This is a genomic window from Paraburkholderia sp. RL18-101-BIB-B, assembly GCF_046026985.1.
Classification (GTDB): Bacteria; Pseudomonadota; Gammaproteobacteria; order Burkholderiales; family Burkholderiaceae; genus Paraburkholderia.
The window spans coordinates 107,517-125,488 of sequence record NZ_JARESV010000007.1 but is presented as its reverse complement, the minus strand read 5'-3'; the positions used below and the strand labels follow the sequence as shown (position 1 = coordinate 125,488).

General features: G+C 63.3%; 17 protein-coding genes. 16 read left to right on the top strand and 1 reads right to left on the bottom strand.

The annotated features are described in order from the left end of the window. Positions 1–43 precede the first annotated feature (43 nt). The 8 genes from P0D73_RS13765 to P0D73_RS13730 all read left to right on the top strand — a co-directional run bounded on the left by P0D73_RS13765 (position 44) and on the right by P0D73_RS13730 (position 7,197). A complete protein-coding gene (locus tag P0D73_RS13765; protein ID WP_132373848.1) occupies positions 44–874 on the top strand; it encodes a 3',5'-nucleoside bisphosphate phosphatase in 831 nt (276 codons plus the stop codon). A 142-nt stretch (positions 875–1,016) separates the two neighbouring features. Further along, positions 1,017–1,652: an L-threonylcarbamoyladenylate synthase gene (locus P0D73_RS13760; protein ID WP_132373849.1), complete on the top strand. Its 636-nt coding sequence runs from the start codon at positions 1,017–1,019 to the stop codon at positions 1,650–1,652. Between the two features lie 47 nt (positions 1,653–1,699). After that, a complete protein-coding gene (locus P0D73_RS13755; RefSeq protein ID WP_408282722.1) occupies positions 1,700–2,362 on the top strand; it encodes a site-2 protease family protein in 663 nt (220 codons plus the stop codon). 6 nt (positions 2,363–2,368) lie between these two features. Next, positions 2,369–3,571 carry a tryptophan--tRNA ligase gene (locus P0D73_RS13750; RefSeq protein ID WP_132373851.1) on the top strand — a complete coding sequence of 401 codons (1,203 nt, stop codon included), beginning with the start codon at positions 2,369–2,371 and terminating at the stop codon, positions 3,569–3,571. 14 nt (positions 3,572–3,585) lie between these two features. Then, complete coding sequence (locus tag P0D73_RS13745) at positions 3,586–4,185, top strand: class I SAM-dependent methyltransferase (protein WP_408431665.1); 600 nt, start codon at positions 3,586–3,588, stop codon at positions 4,183–4,185. A 43-nt stretch (positions 4,186–4,228) separates the two neighbouring features. Beyond that, on the top strand, positions 4,229–5,143 hold the full coding sequence (dapA, locus tag P0D73_RS13740) for a 4-hydroxy-tetrahydrodipicolinate synthase (RefSeq protein WP_408175873.1): 915 nt from the start codon (positions 4,229–4,231) through the stop codon (positions 5,141–5,143). 133 nt (positions 5,144–5,276) lie between these two features. Further along, positions 5,277–6,416, top strand: a complete 1,140-nt coding sequence (bamC, locus tag P0D73_RS13735) for an NlpB/DapX family lipoprotein (RefSeq protein WP_408175874.1) — start codon at positions 5,277–5,279, stop codon at positions 6,414–6,416. A gap of 7 nt (positions 6,417–6,423) precedes the next feature. Then, positions 6,424–7,197 carry an MBL fold metallo-hydrolase gene (locus tag P0D73_RS13730; protein ID WP_408175875.1) on the top strand — a complete coding sequence of 258 codons (774 nt, stop codon included), beginning with the start codon at positions 6,424–6,426 and terminating at the stop codon, positions 7,195–7,197. 129 nt (positions 7,198–7,326) lie between these two features. On the opposite strand, the gene P0D73_RS13725 is transcribed toward P0D73_RS13730, so the two are convergent. Further along, positions 7,327–8,025, bottom strand: a complete 699-nt coding sequence (locus P0D73_RS13725; protein ID WP_408431662.1) for a Bax inhibitor-1/YccA family protein — start codon at positions 8,023–8,025, stop codon at positions 7,327–7,329. Positions 8,026–8,321: 296 nt separating this feature from the next. Between P0D73_RS13725 and ndk the strand changes: the two genes are divergently transcribed. The 8 genes from ndk (at position 8,322) to der (ending at position 17,868) form a co-directional block, all read left to right on the top strand. After that, a complete protein-coding gene (ndk, locus tag P0D73_RS13720) occupies positions 8,322–8,747 on the top strand; it encodes a nucleoside-diphosphate kinase (RefSeq protein ID WP_012433533.1) in 426 nt (141 codons plus the stop codon). A gap of 161 nt (positions 8,748–8,908) precedes the next feature. After that, a complete protein-coding gene (gene rlmN, locus P0D73_RS13715; RefSeq protein ID WP_408175877.1) occupies positions 8,909–10,060 on the top strand; it encodes a dual-specificity RNA methyltransferase RlmN in 1,152 nt (383 codons plus the stop codon). A gap of 217 nt (positions 10,061–10,277) precedes the next feature. Continuing rightward, entirely contained in the window at positions 10,278–11,369 is a 1,092-nt protein-coding gene (locus tag P0D73_RS13710; RefSeq protein ID WP_408175878.1) for a RodZ domain-containing protein, read from the top strand. 86 nt (positions 11,370–11,455) lie between these two features. After that, positions 11,456–12,772 (top strand): flavodoxin-dependent (E)-4-hydroxy-3-methylbut-2-enyl-diphosphate synthase, encoded by a 1,317-nt coding sequence (gene ispG, locus P0D73_RS13705; RefSeq protein ID WP_408175879.1) that lies wholly within the window; start codon positions 11,456–11,458, stop codon positions 12,770–12,772. A 20-nt stretch (positions 12,773–12,792) separates the two neighbouring features. Further along, entirely contained in the window at positions 12,793–14,133 is a 1,341-nt protein-coding gene (hisS, locus tag P0D73_RS13700) for a histidine--tRNA ligase (protein WP_408175881.1), read from the top strand. A 78-nt stretch (positions 14,134–14,211) separates the two neighbouring features. Continuing rightward, positions 14,212–14,841, top strand: a complete 630-nt coding sequence (locus P0D73_RS13695) for a YfgM family protein (RefSeq protein ID WP_408175882.1) — start codon at positions 14,212–14,214, stop codon at positions 14,839–14,841. 86 nt (positions 14,842–14,927) lie between these two features. Beyond that, entirely contained in the window at positions 14,928–16,073 is a 1,146-nt protein-coding gene (gene bamB, locus P0D73_RS13690; protein ID WP_408282704.1) for an outer membrane protein assembly factor BamB, read from the top strand. 457 nt (positions 16,074–16,530) lie between these two features. Then, on the top strand, positions 16,531–17,868 hold the full coding sequence (der, locus tag P0D73_RS13685) for a ribosome biogenesis GTPase Der (RefSeq protein WP_408175885.1): 1,338 nt from the start codon (positions 16,531–16,533) through the stop codon (positions 17,866–17,868). The last annotated feature ends 104 nt before the right edge of the window (positions 17,869–17,972 follow it).

The following is a 17,972-nucleotide window of genomic DNA, read 5'->3' as shown; positions in this document are numbered from 1 at the left end:
CTGCGTTGCAGTAAAATGAGTGCAGAACCTTTTCAAGACAACGATGAACGCCGACCTCCACTGTCACTCCACCGTTTCCGACGGCCAGTTCGCGCCGGCCGACGTCGCGCGCCGCGCGCACGCGGGCGGCGTGACGCTGTGGGCGCTCACCGATCACGATGAACTGGGCGGCCAGCACGAAGCCAGAAGCACCGCCGAGGCGCTCGGCATGGACTATCTGAGCGGCGTCGAGATCTCGGTGACGTGGGCGTCGCGCACGGTGCACATCGTCGGGCTGGGCATCGATCCGACCAGTTCGATCCTGATCGACGGTCTCGCGCGCACCCGCAACGGCCGCGCCGCGCGGGCGGAGGCGATCGGCGAACAACTGGCTACGCTCGGCATTCCCGACGCCTATCAGGGCGCGCTCAAATACGTGTCGAACCCGGACATGATTTCGCGCACGCATTTCGCGCGTTTCATGGTGGACAGCGGCTACGCCAGTTCCACCCAGGACGTGTTCACCCGCTATCTCGGCGACGGCAAACCGGGCTACGTGCCGCACCGCTGGGCCAAACTGGCCGACGCGGTCGGCTGGATCCAGGCTGCCGGCGGCGAAGCGATCATTGCGCATCCGGGTCGCTATGCTTACTCGCCGGTTGAATTCGACGCGTTTTTCGCCGAATTCATCGATCTCGGCGGCAAGGCGATCGAGGTAGTGACGGGCAGCCACACGCCCGATCAATACCGCGAATACGCCGATGTCGCGCGCCGGTTCGGTTTCGAGGCTTCGCGCGGGTCAGACTTCCACGCACCCGGCGAAGGCCGCGTCGATCTCGGCACGCTGCCGCCGCTGCCCTCCGATCTGAAGCCCGTCTGGGAACGCTGGCTGTGATCGCGCCGTGCCGTCGCGGCACGTCATGCGCGAAAGCGGGCCGTGCGCCGCGCGTGCTTTTCGTCCGATCTTCCGACCGGTGTTCAGCCGCAGTTCAATTTGCCGTCTGTCCGCTTTCATCCGTGAGCCAACGTTAGTCGCCATGTCTCAATACTTTCGGCTTCATCCTGATAACCCGCAGCCGCGCCTCGTCAAACAGGCCGTACAGATCATCAACGATGGCGGCGTGGTCGCGTTGCCGACGGATTCGAGCTACGCGCTCGCCTGCCATCTGGACGACAAGGACGCGGTCGAGCGTCTGCGACGTATTCGCGGACTCGACGAGAAGCAGTTGCTGTCGTTGCTGGTGCGCGACCTGTCGGAGCTCGCGAACTTCGCGATGGTGGACAACCGGCAATACCGGCTGATCAAATCGGTGACGCCGGGCCCCTACGTGTTCGTCCTGCAGGCCACCAAGGAAGTGCCGCGGCGTCTGTCGCATCCGTCGCGCAAGACCATCGGCCTGCGCGTGCCGGATCACGCGATCACGCTGGCGATTCTCGAAGAACTCGGCCAGCCGTTGCTCGGCTCGACGCTGATCATGCCGGGCGAAACCCAGCCGCTGAACGACCCGGAAGAAATCCGCGAGCGTTTGGAGAAGCAACTGGATCTGGTGATCGACAGCGGTCCGTGTGTGTGCGAGCCGTCCACGGTGATCGATCTGACCGGCGCGGAGCCGGTGCTGGTGCGGCCGGGGCGCGGTTCTCTCGCGCCGTTCGGCCTCGAAGAGACGGCATGAGTGAAAGCGGACAGACGCACGCAATCGCGTTGTTACAATAACGAGTTATGGATTCTTCCCTGATACAGACCATTGCGGTTTACGCGCTGCCGGTGATTTTCGCCATCACGCTGCACGAAGCCGCCCATGGCTACGTCGCGCGCTGGCTCGGCGACAATACCGCCTACGTGCTCGGCCGCGTCTCCGTCAATCCGATGCGGCACATCGACCCGCTCGGCACGATTGCGATTCCCTTGCTGCTGTACTTCGCCACCAGCGGTGCGTTCATGTTCGGCTACGCCAAGCCGGTGCCAGTCGCCTTCGGTAATCTGCGCAATCCGCGCTGGGGCAGTTTGTGGGTCGCAGCGGCGGGTCCGGGCTGCAACTTCGTGCAGGCGGTGATCTGGGGTCTGTTTGGTGTCGCACTCGCGGTGTCGAACGTGGACGAGCCGTTCTTCACGCGCATGGCGGGAGCGGGCGTCGGCGTGAATCTCGTGCTCGGCGTGCTCAACCTGTTTCCGCTGCCGCCGCTCGACGGCGGCCGTGTGCTGATGGCGCTGTTGCCGCCGCGGCAGTCCATCACGCTGTCGCGCCTCGAACCGTACGGGTTTTTCATCGTGATGGCGCTGGTCATGACGGGTACGCTGACGCGATACTGGTTGAACCCGCTGGTCACGATCGGCTACAGCGCGATCACCGCCATTCTGACTCCCCTTGTTTCGCTTTTCTAGATAACCATGTTCCCAGACCGTATCTTCTCCGGCATGCGGCCCACCGGGTCGTTGCACCTCGGCCACTATCACGGCGTGCTGAAAAACTGGGTGCGGCTGCAGTCCGAGTACCCGTGTTTCTTTTGTGTGGTCGACTGGCACGCGCTGACGACGCACTACGAAACGCCCGAAGTGATCGAAAAGAACGTCTGGGACGTGCTGATCGACTGGCTGGCCTCCGGGATCGATCCGGCACAGGCCACGCTGTTCATTCAGAGCAAGGTGCCCGAGCACGCCGAGCTGGCGCTGCTGCTTGGCATGAGCACGCCGCTCGGCTGGCTCGAACGCGTGCCGACCTACAAGGAGCAGCAGGAGAAGCTGAAGGACAAGGATCTGTCCACTTACGGCTTTCTCGGCTATCCGGTGCTGATGGCGGCGGACATTCTGCTGTATCGCGGCTCGCTCGTGCCGGTTGGTGAAGACCAGGTGCCGCACGTCGAAATGACGCGTGAAATCGCGCGCCGTTTCAACTACCTGTACGGCCGCGAACCGGGCTTCGAAGAGAAGGCCAACGACGCCGCGAAAAAGCTCGGCGGCAAGCGCGCCAAGCTCTATCACGAACTTCGCAACGCCTACCAGCAGGAAGGCGACGACGAAGCGCTCGAACAGGCGCGCGCCATGTTGCAGGAATCGCAAAGCCTGTCGATGAACGACCGCGAGCGCCTGTTCGGCTACCTCGAAGGTTCGCGCAAGATCATTCTGGTCGAGCCGCAAGCCATGTTGACGGAGGCGTCGCGCATGCCGGGCCTCGACGGCCAGAAAATGTCGAAGTCGTACGGCAACACGATCGGCCTGCGTGAAGACGCGGAGACCATCACGAAGAAAGTGCGCACCATGCCGACCGATCCGGCCCGCGTGCGCCGCACCGATCCGGGCGATCCCGACAAATGCCCGGTGTGGCAGCTTCACCAGGTCTACACGGACGAAGCCACCCACGAGTGGGTGCAGAAGGGCTGCCGGACGGCCGGCATAGGTTGCCTCGAGTGCAAGCAGCCGGTGATCGAAGGCATTCTGCGCGAGCAGCAGCCCATGCTCGAGCGCGCGCAGAAGTATATGGACGATCCGTCGCTGTTGCGCGCGATCGTCGCCGACGGCTGCGACAAGGCCCGCAGGTTCGCCACGGAAACCATGCGCGAAGTACGCGAAGCCATGGGCCTGTCGTACAACTGAGCCGCGCCGAAGTGATGAGCACTCCCGCTACCGCCATGCATGGAGTGGGCGAGCCGTCGCCCTGGGTGCGCGACTGGGCGCATCTGGTCGCGGCGGGCGGCGCGGTGCTCGATGTCGCGTCCGGGGCGGGGCGGCATGCGCGGTTCTTTGCGTCGCTGGGGCATCCGGTGACCGCCATCGACCGCGACGCGGCGGCGCTCGACGCGCTGCGCGACGAGCCGCTCGTCACCCCGCTCGAAGCCGACCTGGAAGGCGCCGCGTGGCCGTTGCCCGCTGACGCGAAATTCGCCGCCGTCGTGGTGACGAACTACCTGCACCGTCCACTCTTTCCGCAGTTGTTGCGCGCGCTCGCGCCCGGCGGCGTACTGGTTTACGAGACCTTCGCGCAAGGAAACGAAAGCGTCGGCAAACCCTCTAATCCGGCGTTTCTGCTGGCGCCCGGCGAGCTTCTCGAGCGCGTGCGCGGCCAGCTCCGGGTGGTCGCTTTTCAGGACGGTTTTCTCGCGCAGCCGCGCCCGGCCTACGTCCAGCGGATCTGCGCAATTCTGGAGGCGGAGCGCTCAGACGACCCCGCGCAGGCGGCATCTCCGCCTTGTTACGAGTTGGCTGGCTAATCCGCTACAATCGCGGTTTACCTGATCAAATTCATGGCGTTTCATGACTAACGGCAACCACAGCAGCAACGACAGCGTTCAGATTCGCGGCAGCATTCCTGCCATCATTACCCCGATGCTCGAAGACGGCAGCCTCGATCTGCCGGCGTTTCGCAAACTGATCGACTGGCACGTCGCGGAGGGCACGAACGCTCTCGTCGTGGTCGGCACGAGCGGCGAGTCGGCCACGCTGTCGGTCGAAGAACACGTGCTGATGGTTAAGACCGCGGTCGAGCACACGGCGGGCCGGATTCCGGTGATCGCCGGCTCGGGCGGCAATTCCACGACCGAAGCCATCGAACTCACCCAGCAGGCCAAGGAAGTCGGCGCCGACGCCACGCTCCAGGTCGTGCCGTACTACAACAAGCCGACGCAGGAAGGCATCTACCGCCACTTCGCGAAGATCGCCGAAACCGTCGATCTGCCGGTGATTCTGTACAACGTGCCGGGCCGCACCGTTGCGGACATGAGCAACGAAACGATTCTGCGCTGCGCACAGGTGCCGGGCATCATCGGTGTGAAGGAAGCGACCGGCAATATCGATCGCGCCGCGCATCTGATCAAATCCGCGCCGGCGCACTTCGGCATCTACAGCGGTGACGATCCCACCGCGATCGCGCTGATGCTGCTCGGCGGCCACGGCAACATTTCGGTCACCGCCAACGTCGCGCCGCGCGCGATGAGCGAGCTCTGCAAGGCCGCCCTGGCCGCAGACGCGAAGACCGCGCGTGAGATTCATCTGAAACTCCTGTCGTTGCATAAGAACCTGTTCATCGAATCGAATCCGATTCCGGCCAAATGGGCACTGCAGCAACTGGGTCGTGTGCAGGGCGGAATCCGCCTGCCGCTCACGCCGCTCGACGCGCAATACCACGAAGTGGTGCGCGGCGCGCTGCGCGAAGCGGGCCTGCTGGGCTAGGCGGATATCGTCCGCGGCACCCACCAGCGCCAACGAAAGCCTGCCACCGGCACTCCCTTAACCGACGTCGATCCAGCCCACGTTCCCGGCACACAGAACCAAGGCACCGCGTTCCAGCATCACGAAGGACCTCATGAAACGTTCCGCACTTTCCCTCCACGCAACCCGCATGGCGGCGCTGGCGCTTGCCCTCACGACGCTCGCCGGCTGTGACACGCTGAACGACTGGTTTGCTTCCGACCGCGTCAACTACAAGGGCGCGGCCAGCGCGCCGCCGCTTGCCGTTCCGAACGATTTGAGCACCACCAAGACCGACGAGCGCTACGTCGCTCCTCCGGCCAATCTGGCGCTGGGCGGCGCGCAGACGCGCGCGGTCACGGCCGCCGGCAATTCGACCGAAGGCCAGCCGAACGCGCAGGATCCGCTCGGCATGCATATTGAACGCGACGGCGATCGCCGCTGGCTGGTCGTCGACGGCCGCTCGCCTGACCAACTCTGGCCGCAGTTGCAGGAGTTCTGGCAGGAGAACGGCTTCGTGCTGAAGACCGACGCGCCGGCCACCGGCATCATGACGACCGACTGGGCGGAAAACCGCGCCAACATTCCGGACGACTGGTTCCGCCGCACGGTCGGCAAGGTCATCGACTTCGCGTATTCGTCGGGCACGCGTGACAGCTTCCGCACCCTCGTGTCGCGTGCGCCGGGCGACACGACCGACATCTCCATTACGCACAGCGCCATGGAGGAAGTGTTGACCGGGCAGGACAAAACGTCGTCGCGTTGGGAAGAGCGCCCGCGCGATCCGGCGCTCGAGGCGCTGTTCCTCACCAAGCTGATGCAGAAGTTCGGCCTGACCGAAGCGCAATCGAAGCAGCTGCTGACTGACGCGCGCACGGCCGTCGCGCCGACCACGATCGATCAGAGCGCGGGCGCATCCACGCTCGACCTGCAGGAGTCGTTCGATCGTGCATGGCTGCGCGTGGGCCTGGCGCTCGACCGCACGAACTTCACCGTCGACAACCGCGACCGCGCGAAGGGTATCTACTACGTGCGCTACGCGGACTCGATGCAGGAACTGAAGAAGGAAGGGCTGCTCGGCAAGCTGTTCTACAGCGGCAATTCGTCGAAGAAGCCGGGTCAGGAATTCCTCGTCAACGTGCGCTCGAAGGGCGACACGGTGACCCAGGTGGCGGTGCTGACTGCGAACGGGCAGGTCGACAATTCGTCCGACGCGCAGCGCATCGTGACGCTGCTGCACGCGCAACTGAACTAAACGGACCGTGAGGTTCGCGAGTCTCGGTAGCGGCAGTGAAGGCAATGCCTTGCTGGTGGAAGCGCAAAGCGGCGCGACCACCACGCGTGTGCTGCTCGACTGCGGTTTTTCGGCCAAGGAAGTCGAGCGGCGTCTGACGCGGCTCGGCGCGAGCGTCGAAGGTCTCGACGCGATTCTGATCACGCATGAACATAGCGACCACATTGGCAGCGCGCTGACGCTGGCGCGCAAGTGGTCGATTCCGTTGTACATGAGCTGGGGTACCGCCCGCGCGGTGGGCGCCGACGAAGCCGATGTCGACCTGCAGGTGCTGTGGGGCGACGAAGCGGTGGCGATCGGCGACCTCAGCATTCTCCCTTACACCGTTCCGCACGACGCCCGCGAGCCGCTGCAGTACGTGCTCTCGAACGGCGCGAGCCGGCTCGGCGTGCTGACGGATGTCGGCACGTCCACGCCGCATATCAGTTCGGTGCTGAGCGGCTGCGACGCGCTGGTGCTCGAATGCAATCACGATGTGCGGATGCTGGCGGGCAGCCGCTATCCGCAGTCGCTGAAGGCGCGCATCGGCGGCAATCATGGGCATCTGAACAACGACGCGGCGGCTGAAATTCTGGCCTCGCTTGATCGATCGCGGTTGCGCCATCTGGTTGCCGCGCATCTGAGCCAGCAGAACAATCTGCCAGAGCTGGCGCAAGCCGCCATGGCCGGTGTGCTGGGCGCGGCGCCGACGGAAGTGGTGGTGGCGTCGCAGGATGAGGGGTTTGCGTGGCTGAGCGTGTGATCCGCGTCTGATGCTCGATTTCCGGCGCTTCTGACGCCGCGGCGCATGAAAAAAGCCCATAACGATCGCTCGTTATGGGCTTTTTCTTTCAGGGCGAGACGTTTCGAACGCCGCGCCCCCGAAGCAAGCTTAGTTGCGGTTGCCGCCGAAGATACCGAGCAGCGCCAGCAGGTTGACGAACACGTTGTACAGGTCCAGGTAGATCGCGAGCGTGGCGGTGATGTAATTCGTTTCACCGCCGTTCACGACGCGCTGAACGTCGAACAGCATGTAGGCCGAGAAAATCACGATGGCCATGACCGACACCGTCAACATGAGCGCCGGCAGATGCAGGAACACGTTCGCCACCGATGCGAGCAGCAGCACGATCACGCCCATGAACAGCCACTTGCCGAGGCCCGAGAAATCACGCTTGCTGACCGTGGCGATGGTTGCCATCGACGCGAAGATCACACCAGTGCCACCGAAGGCGAACATGATCAGCGACGGGCCGTTCGAAAAACCGAGCACGAAGCTCAGGATGCGCGACAGCATCAGGCCCATGAAGAACGTGAAGCCGAGCAGCACGAACACGCCGGCCGCGCTGTCTTTGGTCTTCTGGATGGCGAACATGAAGCCGAAGGCGATCGCGAAGAACGCCAGCATGCTCATGGCCGGACTCGTGGCGGCGAACAGCGAGAAACCGGTGGTGAGGCCCACCCACGCGCCAAGCACTGTCGGAATCATGGACAGCGCGAGCAGCCAGTAGGTGTTCCGTAGCACGCGGTTACGCGTTTCGACCGTGCTGACCGCGCCATTGCGGCCAAAGCTATACGGATGTTCGTTCATGGTCTCTCCTTACCTCAGAAGCGTGATGCGTATGGTTGTGAAGCGGGTTGTGGCGAGTCGGGCTGCGCCGGTGGGAATGTCTGTCGCCGGCCGCGGCGCTCTCATCCCTAAGATTGGCGCGCGGGCAGGGAGTTTCAATGCCCGGAAAATACCGACACCGCCTACGCTACCAGTATTCGGAAACTCCTGCTTGGAGTCTTTCAATGTTGTAAGGGTTCAATCGCAATCATACACGGGAACATGCTACAATAGCGGATTCATTTGAATCTGTAACCTCTTAATTTTTTGGAGTTTTTATGGCGATCGAACGCACCCTGTCGATTATCAAGCCGGACGCAGTGGCCAAGAACGTGATCGGCCAGATCTACAGCCGTTTCGAAAACGCTGGCTTGAAGATCGTGGCTTCGCGCATGGTTCACCTGTCGCGCGCCGACGCGGAGAAGTTCTACGCCGTGCACGCAGCACGTCCGTTCTTCAAGGACCTGGTCGATTTCATGATCTCGGGCCCGGTCGTCGTGCAAGCGCTCGAAGGCGAAAACGCCATCCTGAAGCACCGTGATCTGATGGGTGCAACGGACCCGAAGAAGGCGGAAAAGGGCACGATCCGCGCCGACTTCGCCGACAGCATCGACGCGAACGCAGTGCACGGTTCCGACGCGGCTGAAACGGCTGCCGTCGAAATCGCGTTCTTCTTCCCGCAAGTGAACGTCTACTCGCGTTAAGCAGGGCTTGCCTCACGCGATTCGTGCAGCCGACTGGATTTGTCGCACGAATCGCCCGGCAAAGTAGTAAGGTAAAAGCAGCAGGAATGGGCGCGAACGGCATTGCGTTCATGCAGCTTGTTGCATGAACGTAGTCTCGCACTGAAATGGCAGGATTCGATATGACGAGCAGTCCCACCGTCAACCTTCTCGACCTCGACGCCCAAGGGCTGGTCGCCTACTGCGACAGCCTGGGCGAGAAGCCGTTTCGCGCTAAGCAATTGCAGCGCTGGATTCACCAATACAACGCTGCCGACTTCGACGGCATGACCGATCTCGCGAAGTCCTTGCGCGAAAAGCTAAAGGGGCGCGCCGCGATCTCGATGCCGGGCATCGTCAGCGACCATATTTCGACCGACGGCACACGCAAGTGGCTGATCGACGTCGGCAACAGCAACGCGGTTGAAACCGTCTACATTCCCGAAGAAACGCGCGGCACGCTGTGCGTGTCGTCGCAGGCCGGGTGCGCGGTCAACTGCCGTTTCTGTTCGACCGGCAAACAGGGTTTCTCCCGCAATCTCACCACCGGCGAAATCATCGGCCAGCTGCGCATGGCTGAGTTCGCGCTGCGCGCATCGCGCGGCGTGGACGGCGGCCGCGCCACGGGTGGCGACGGCAAGGGTGAGCGGGTCGTCACGAACGTCGTGATGATGGGCATGGGCGAGCCGCTGCTCAATTACGACGCGGTCGTGCCGGCCATGCGCCTGATGCTCGACGACAACGCCTATGGCCTGTCGCGCCGCCGTGTCACGCTGTCCACCTCGGGCGTCGTGCCCATGATGGACCGGCTCGGCGCCGATCTGCCGGTGGCGCTCGCGGTCTCCTTGCATGCGCCCAGCGATCCGCTGCGCGACATGCTGGTGCCGCTGAACAAGAAGTACCCGCTGCGCGAACTGATGGCGGCTTGCCAGCGCTATCTGAAGGTCGCGCCGCGCGACTTCATTACGTTTGAATATTGCATGCTCGACGGCGTGAACGACAGCGAAGCGCAAGCGCGCGAATTGCTCGCTGTCACGCGCGACGTGCCGTGCAAGTTCAACCTGATTCCGTTCAATCCGTTCCCCGAATCGGGCCTCATCCGCTCGAAGCCGGAACAGATCAAACGGTTTGCACAAGTGTTGATGGACGCGGGCGTCGTCACCACGGTTCGTAAGACACGCGGCGATGATATCGACGCTGCCTGCGGTCAGTTGGCCGGCGCGGTGAAAGACCGCACACGGCTCGCTGAGCGCACCGGGAAGGCAGCGAAGATCATCGAGGTTCGCGCCGTGTAATCGTGCGGGGATGGCAGGGTGCCGGCGTTCGGAGAAAGCTCCGCGAACGTGCGACAACCTGCTGTGCCGGTGTCGATTGAAAAGAAAGTTTGCAGAAGCGATCGGAAGCGGCGCACAAGGCCGCACATTTTGTTATAAACGGTCTGCGATTCGGACGTGAGGCTTGAGCCCGTCCGGGTTGCACAAGTGAAAAAGAATCGACGCGAAAGGATTTGGGATGAGTGAGCCGCAGCACCCGCAGCCGCAGGACACAGACACGAACGAAGGCCATCCGGCGCCAGTCGCACGGGCGGCGGTGCAGCCTGTTGTGCAGCCGGGCATGGACTCGTTGGCGGCGGCTGGCGCGCGCTTGACCCAATTGCGTGAATCGAAAGGTTGGACGATCGACGACGTGTCAGCGCGTCTGAAGGTGTCCGCCATCAAGCTGCGCGCGCTCGAATCGGGCGACATCAGCCACTTGCCGGACACGACCTTCGCGTTGGGCGTGGTGCGCAGCTACGCGAAGATGCTCGGCGCCGATCCCACGCCGTTCACGGCGGCATTGCGCCGCGAAAAGGGTGTGCCGGCGCCGGATCTGTCGATGCCGGCATCGTCGGGTAGAGATTTGCCGCGCGGCAAGGTATCGCTCTCGCTGGGCGGCAGTGGGCAGAAGAGCCGCTCATGGTTGTGGGGCGTGGCGGCGGTGATCGTCGCCGTGATTGCGCTCGGCATGTGGCACACCAATGGCGGCGATTCGTCGGCGTGGCTTGCACGATTGAAAGCGAGCGCGAGCAGTGCCGCTGGCGGCGCGACCGGCGCATCGGGCGCGGTGGCGCAGGGTCAATCGGCAGGTTCGGAAGCCACCGCGGAAGAGGCTGCTTCGGCGCCGGACACGCAGGCAGCAGCAGACAACGCAGCGTCGGCTACGCCGATGCCCGCACCGCTCGCCACCGGCGCGGCGCCTTCGTCGGCGGCGGCAGTCACGGCAATGGCGGCCGCGCCTAAGGCTGCCGCCACGCTGGGAGCGAGTGCGCCGACGGTGGTCGCGGGGACGTCGGCGGCAACGGTGGCGCCGGCCGCGGGTCAGTCGATTGTTGCGTTGAGCGTAAAACAGGACAGCTGGTTCAGCGTGCGTGGCAAAGATGGCAAGGAAGTGTTTTCCGGCCTCGTGCACGCGGGCGACACCAAGGAAGTAACGGGCGAAGCGCCGTTCAAGGTCACGGTCGGCAACAGGGCCGGTCTCGACTCGCTGACGCTCGATGGCCAGCCGGTCGATCCCGCAAAATACGCGGCGGCCAAAGGCAACGTGGCGCGCTTCGCGCTGCCTTGACAGATACGGTATGCGCCGCGGCCAACCGGTCCGCGGCGCTTTTTCAATTCAGGCGCTACGTCTTTTGTGTGGCGCATGCGGCGTAAATGGGTTTTTCGATGCAATCCGAAGCTCAATCCCAATCCAGTAGCAAGATCGTTTCCAACGAGCCGGTGTTCGGCGGGCAGGCCGCGCGGCGCAAGTCGCACGCGGTCGACGTCCGTTGGGGCGGCCAGCTCGTCACCATCGGTGGCGACGCACCCGTGCGCATCCAGTCGATGACCAACACGGATACCGCGGACGCCATCGGCACCGCGATCCAGATCAAGGAACTGGCGCAAGCCGGCTCGGAACTGGTGCGTATCACGGTGAACACGCCGGAAGCGGCTGCGGCCGTGCCGGCCGTGCGCGAGCAGCTCGATCGCATGGGTGTGTCGGTGCCGCTGGTCGGGGACTTCCATTACAACGGCCATCTGCTGTTGCGCGATTACCCCGCGTGCGCGGAGTCGCTGTCCAAATACCGGATCAATCCGGGCAACGTGGGCCACGGCGCGAAGCGCGACACGCAGTTCGCGCAGATGATCGAAGCCGCGGTGAAGTACGACAAGCCAGTGCGTATCGGCGTCAACTGGGGCAGTCTCGATCAGGACCTGCTCGCGAAGATGATGGACGAGAACGCCGCGCGTTCCACGCCGTGGGAAGCGCAAAGCGTGATGTACGAAGCGCTCATTCAGTCGGCGATCGGCTCGGCGGAGCGGGCGGTCGAACTCGGTCTGTCGCGCAATCAGATCATCCTGTCGTGCAAGGTCAGCGGCGTCCAGGATCTGATCGCCGTGTACCGTGAACTCGCGCGCCGTTGCGACTTCGCGCTGCATCTCGGCTTGACCGAGGCGGGCATGGGCTCGAAGGGCATCGTGGCATCGACGGCGGCGTTGTCCGTGTTGCTGCAGCAAGGCATCGGCGACACGATCCGCATCTCGCTCACGCCGGAACCGGGCGCGTCGCGCACCGGCGAAGTGATCGTCGGTCAGGAAATCCTGCAGACCATGGGTCTGCGCTCGTTCACGCCGATGGTGATCGCGTGTCCGGGTTGCGGCCGTACCACCAGCACGTTGTTCCAGGAACTGGCGTCGCAAATCCAGACCTATCTGCGCACGCAGATGCCGGTGTGGCGCGATCAATATCCTGGTGTCGAGAAGATGCACGTCGCGGTGATGGGTTGCATCGTCAACGGTCCGGGCGAATCGAAGCAGGCGAATATCGGTATCAGCCTGCCGGGTTCGGGCGAGAACCCGGCCGCGCCGGTGTTCATCGACGGCGAGAAAGTGAAGACGCTGCGTGGCGAAAACATCGCGCAAGAATTCCAGCAAATCGTGAGTGACTACGTCGAGCGCCGCTATGGCCGCGCCGAAGCGCTCAACTAAACATCGGCTATCGAAGACAGATGACTGAACAGAAGAAAAAGCTCGAAAAGCTCTCCGGCGTGAAGGGTATGAACGACATCCTTCCGCAGGAAGCCGGGCTGTGGGAATTTTTCGAAACGACTGTCAAGTCGATGCTGCGTTCGTACGGATACCAGAATATTCGTACGCCGATCATCGAGCATACGCAGCTGTTCAAGCGCGGTATCGGTGAAGTGACCGACATCGTCGAGAAAGAGATGTACAGCTTTACCGACGCGCTGAACGGTGAAAATCTAACCATGCGCCCGGAAAATACGGCAGCGGTGGTGCGCGCGGCGATCGAACACAACATGCTGTACGACGGCCCGAAGCGCCTGTGGTACATCGGCCCGATGTTCCGCCATGAGCGTCCGCAGCGCGGCCGCTATCGCCAGTTTCATCAGGTCGGCGTGGAAGCGCTCGGCTTTGCCGGTCCGGACGCCGACGCTGAAATCATCATGATGTGCCAGCGTCTGTGGGACGACCTCGGCCTGATGGGCATCAAGCTCGAAATCAACTCGCTGGGCCTCGCGGAAGAACGCGCGGCGCACCGCGTGGAATTGATCGCGCACCTCGAAAAGCACATGGACGTGCTCGACGAAGAAGCGAAGCGTCGTCTCTACACGAACCCGCTGCGTGTGCTCGATACGAAGAATCCGGCCATGCAGGAAGTCGCGCAGAACGCGCCTAAGCTGATCGATTTTCTCGGCGAAGAATCGCGCGCGCACTTCGAAGGTTTGCAGCGCATTCTGAAGGCGAACAACATTCCGTTCACGATCAATCCGCGTCTCGTGCGCGGTCTCGATTATTACAATCTGACCGTGTTCGAATGGGTGACCGACAAGCTCGGCGCGCAGGGCACCGTCGCGGCCGGCGGCCGTTACGATCCGCTGATCGAGCAACTCGGCGGCAAGCCCACTGCGGCATGCGGTTGGGCCATGGGCGTCGAGCGGATTCTCGAATTGCTGAAAGAAGAGCAGCTCGTGCCGGAAGATGAAGGTTGCGACGTGTACGTGGTCCATCAGGGCGACGCGGCGCGCGAGCAGGCCTTCATCATCGCCGAGCGTCTGCGCGACACCGGCCTCGACGTGATCCTGCATTGCAGTGCCGACGGTCAGTCGGCCAGCTTCAAATCGCAGATGAAACGTGCCGACGCAAGCGGCGCGGCCTTCGCCGTGGTGCTCGGCGAAGACGAGATCGCGAACGGCACGGTCGGCGTGAAACCGCTGCGCGATACAAATGCTAACGGCGGTAAAAACGAGCAACAAAACGTGCCGGCCGAAGACTTGACCGAATTTCTAATCAATGCGATGGTTGCAACCGCCGAAGACGGCGACGACTGATCGCGATGTCGTCGAGCCGGTTGGTTCCCAATCGGGTTCGACACGCACACGTAGCAAGAAAGAGGAAATCGCCGGGCAATGAGTTACCACGACGAACAAGAATCGATTGAAGGTCTGAAGGCATGGTGGGCGCAGTGGGGCAATGCAACCACATGGATCGTGTTGGTGGCGCTGGTGGCCGCGGCCGGCTGGAACGGCTGGAATTTCTGGCAGCGGCGCGAGGCGGCGGAAGCCGCCGTGCTGTATGACCAGGTGCAGCAAGCCGTGGCATCGGGCGACAAGGCGAAGATTACGCGCGTCGCCACCGACATGGAAGACAAGTTCAGCCGCACCGCGTATGCGCAGATGACCGCGCTGGGCGCCGCGAAGGCGCTGTACGCCGCCGGCGACGAAGCTGCCGCGAAGGCGCAACTGCAATGGACCATCGATCACGCGAAAGATGACGAGTTCAAGCAGATCGCCAAGCTGCGCCTCGCTTCGCTGCTGCTCGACGACAAGGCTTACGACCAGGGCCTCGCGCTGCTCGCCGAACCGCAGTCCGACGCGTTCAAAGGCATCGTGGCGAACGGCCGCGGCGATCTGCTCGCCGCTCAAGGCAAGCGCGACGATGCGCGCGCGGCCTACAAGCTGGCCCTCGACTCGTTGTCGAAAAACGATAGTTCGGCACGCCAGTTGATTCAGTTCAAGCTGGACGCGCTGGGCGGCTGATCGCCGCATATGAGCGCCACAATCAGCGCCGCATGCGACGACCAACCGGTCTCCTTTAATTAATTTCCTGAATGCTTCGTCCACCGATGAATCTGCTGAAACGTTACGCTGTGCCCGTTGCCTGTGCGATGACCGTGCTCACCATGGCGGCTTGCTCATCCACGAAAGACGAGCGCCGCGTGCCGACGCCGCTCACCGAGTTCAAACCCGTGCTCGACGTGCAGCAGGCCTGGAAGGCGAGCGTCGGTAAGGCAGGGCGTTACCTGTTCTCGCCGGTTGCGGTCGGCAATGCGGTGTACGCGGCTGGCGCAAACGGTTCGGTTGCGAAGATCGACGCGCAGACCGGTCAGGACGTTTGGCGCGTCAAGCTGCACGACGACCTCTCGGCAGGTGTCGGCAGCGACGGCACGCTCACGGCGGTCGGCGGCCTGAAGGGCGACGTCTACGTGCTCGGCGCGGACGGCAAGCAACTGTGGACCGCCAAGGCGCCGGGCGAGATCATTTCGCCGCCGCTCGTCGGCAACGGCCTCGTGGTGGTGCGTACGGTCGACGGTCAGATCGTCGCGTTCAACGCGCAAACCGGCGAGCAGAAGTGGAACTACCGCAATCGCGCGGTGCCGCTCAATCTGCGCGTGTCGTCGGGTATGACGTTCGCGGGCGACGCGGCGGTGCTGGCCGGTTTCCCGGGCGGCGCGTTCGCGGCGATCAACCTGCAAACGGGCGACAACTACTGGCAAACGCCGGTGTCCTATCCGAAGGGCGTGACGGAAGTGGAGCGTATCAACGACGTGACCGGTCCGCCCACGCTGGTCGGCTCGGAAACCTGCGCTGTGACGTTCCAGGGCCAGATTGGGTGTTTCGACGCGAACTCGGGCCGCGCTGTGTGGGAAAAGGCGTTCTCCAGCACGAGCGGTCTGGCGCAGGATGACAGCGCCGTGGTCGCGGCGGACGACTGGTCGGTGGTATCGGCGTTCGACGTTAGCAGCGGCGCGCCGCTGTGGAAGAACGACAAGCTGAAGAACCGCGACCTGAGCGTGCCGTTCATTCTGGGTCACGCCGCGGTACTGGGTGACTATCAGGGTTACGTGCACTTCCTGTCCCGCGACGACGGTACGCTCGTCGCGCGCGTGAAGACCGACGGCAGCCCGATTACCGCGGCGCCGGTGCTCGCCGGCGAAACGCTGGTGGTGCTGACGCACGACGGCGATCTGTACGGCTACCGCCCGCGCTGATCGCGCGAGGCAATCGCCGTCTGGCGTGCAGGCCGGCTTCGCCGGCCGCACGCGTTTTTGTCGAGTTTTCCGTTTGAGTTGTAGTTGCAGGGCAGAGTGAGCAGAAGAATTCGCCGGACTGGCTGGTCCGGCAAGTCGGATCAGACATGGCGCACGGGCCCACGTGGCCATCGGTGGTTGCTTGCGGCACCACCTTCGGCGGCATCCCCGCACGTACCGCAAAGAATCGTATTCGAACTGGCGTGCGAGCCGTCGAGCAGTAAAGACTGAACCTGGCGGCCCCATGGCGCCGCCCATACAGCCAAACCCCCGTCCGCCCGGGTGCGCATATTGACAGCACATCCGGGGCTGGCCGAATTCGTGATAATTTTCGTCAAACGCTGCCGTGTAGCGGCCGCATGGCGTCGCTACGCGGGCGGTCGATTTCGATCCCGCGTTTCACCGTGAACAACATCTGATGAAACCCGTTATTGCCCTTGTTGGGCGCCCCAATGTGGGGAAATCCACGCTGTTCAACCGGCTCACGCGCTCGCGTGACGCGCTGGTTGCCGACCTGCCCGGTCTCACGCGCGATCGCCATTACGGCGAAGGGCGCACCGGCGAGCGGCCGTATCTGGTCGTCGACACCGGCGGTTTCGAACCGGTCGCGAAAGACGGCATCCTGCACGAAATGGCGCGTCAAACCCGCCAGGCGGTCGAGGAATCGGACATCGTCGTGTTCATCGTCGACGGCCGCAATGGCCTCGCGCCGCAGGACAAATCGATCGCCGACTATCTGCGCAAGGTCGGCCGGCCGATTTTCCTCGTCGTCAACAAGGCGGAGGGCATGAAGTACACCACCGTCGCCGCCGACTTCTACGAACTCGGCTTGGGCGACCCGCGCGCGATTTCCGCGGCGCACGGCGACGGTGTCACCGAAATGATCAACGAGGCGCTCGAAGTCGCCTACGCCGGTCAGCCTGAAGAAAACGACGACGAGAAAGCCACGCGCGGCGTGAAGATCGCGATCGTCGGCCGTCCGAATGTCGGCAAGTCGACTTTGATCAACGCGCTGGTGGGCGAAGAGCGCGTGATCGCGTTCGACATGCCGGGCACCACGCGCGATTCGATCTACGTCGATTTCGAACGCGGTGGCAAGCCGTACACGCTGATTGACACCGCCGGTCTGCGCCGCCGCGGCAAAGTGTTCGAAGCGATCGAGAAATTCTCGGTGGTGAAGACGCTGCAGTCGATCTCCGACGCCAACGTCGTGATCCTGCTGCTCGACGCGCGCCAGGACATTTCGGAGCAGGACGCGCACATTGCCGGCTTCGTGGTGGAACAGGGCCGCGCGCTGGTGGTGGGCGTGAACAAGTGGGACGGTCTCGATCCGCATGTGCGCGAGCGCACCAAGGCGGACCTCGAGCGCAAACTAAAATTTCTCGACTTCGCCAAATTCCATTTCATTTCCGCCGCGGAAAAAACAGGGATCGGCCCGTTGATGCGCTCCGTCGACGACGCCTACGCAGCCGCCATGGCCAAGCTGCCGACGCCGAAGCTCACGCGCGCATTGATCGATGCCGTGGAATTCCAGCAGCCGCGCCGCCGTGGTCCGGTGCGCCCGAAACTGCGTTACGCGCACCAGGGCGGCCAGAACCCGCCGATCATCGTGATTCACGGCAACGCGCTCGACGCGATCACCGAAACATACAAACGGTACCTGGAAAACCGCTTCCGGGAAACTTTCAAGCTGACTGGGACTCCATTGCGCATAGAGTTCAGATCGTCGACGAACCCTTACGCGGACAAAGGCTAGATTCAGGCTGAAACCCGCGTGTGTGCTGGCTTTGGCCGCCTGGCCAGGTCTCTCGCGCAAAAATGAAAATCGGCTATAGTGTAGCGGTTGACGGTGGATCTCTT

Excerpts from the sequence above, each read along its gene's own strand:
- P0D73_RS13710 (WP_408175878.1), top strand. The coding sequence starts at position 10,278 with ATGAGTGAGCCGCAGCACCCGCAGCCGCAGGACACAGACACGAACGAA.
- P0D73_RS13745 (WP_408431665.1), top strand. The coding sequence starts at position 3,586 with ATGAGCACTCCCGCTACCGCCATGCATGGAGTGGGCGAGCCGTCGCCC.
- P0D73_RS13765 (WP_132373848.1), top strand. The coding sequence starts at position 44 with ATGAACGCCGACCTCCACTGTCACTCCACCGTTTCCGACGGCCAGTTC.
- der (WP_408175885.1), top strand. The coding sequence starts at position 16,531 with ATGAAACCCGTTATTGCCCTTGTTGGGCGCCCCAATGTGGGGAAATCC.
- P0D73_RS13695 (WP_408175882.1), top strand. The coding sequence starts at position 14,212 with ATGAGTTACCACGACGAACAAGAATCGATTGAAGGTCTGAAGGCATGG.
- dapA (WP_408175873.1), top strand. The coding sequence starts at position 4,229 with ATGACTAACGGCAACCACAGCAGCAACGACAGCGTTCAGATTCGCGGC.
- P0D73_RS13725 (WP_408431662.1), bottom strand. The coding sequence starts at position 8,025 with ATGAACGAACATCCGTATAGCTTTGGCCGCAATGGCGCGGTCAGCACG.
- bamC (WP_408175874.1), top strand. The coding sequence starts at position 5,277 with ATGAAACGTTCCGCACTTTCCCTCCACGCAACCCGCATGGCGGCGCTG.
- ndk (WP_012433533.1), top strand. The coding sequence starts at position 8,322 with ATGGCGATCGAACGCACCCTGTCGATTATCAAGCCGGACGCAGTGGCC.
- hisS (WP_408175881.1), top strand. The coding sequence starts at position 12,793 with ATGACTGAACAGAAGAAAAAGCTCGAAAAGCTCTCCGGCGTGAAGGGT.
- bamB (WP_408282704.1), top strand. The coding sequence starts at position 14,928 with ATGAATCTGCTGAAACGTTACGCTGTGCCCGTTGCCTGTGCGATGACC.
- ispG (WP_408175879.1), top strand. The coding sequence starts at position 11,456 with ATGGGTTTTTCGATGCAATCCGAAGCTCAATCCCAATCCAGTAGCAAG.
- P0D73_RS13760 (WP_132373849.1), top strand. The coding sequence starts at position 1,017 with ATGTCTCAATACTTTCGGCTTCATCCTGATAACCCGCAGCCGCGCCTC.
- P0D73_RS13755 (WP_408282722.1), top strand. The coding sequence starts at position 1,700 with ATGGATTCTTCCCTGATACAGACCATTGCGGTTTACGCGCTGCCGGTG.
- P0D73_RS13750 (WP_132373851.1), top strand. The coding sequence starts at position 2,369 with ATGTTCCCAGACCGTATCTTCTCCGGCATGCGGCCCACCGGGTCGTTG.
- rlmN (WP_408175877.1), top strand. The coding sequence starts at position 8,909 with ATGACGAGCAGTCCCACCGTCAACCTTCTCGACCTCGACGCCCAAGGG.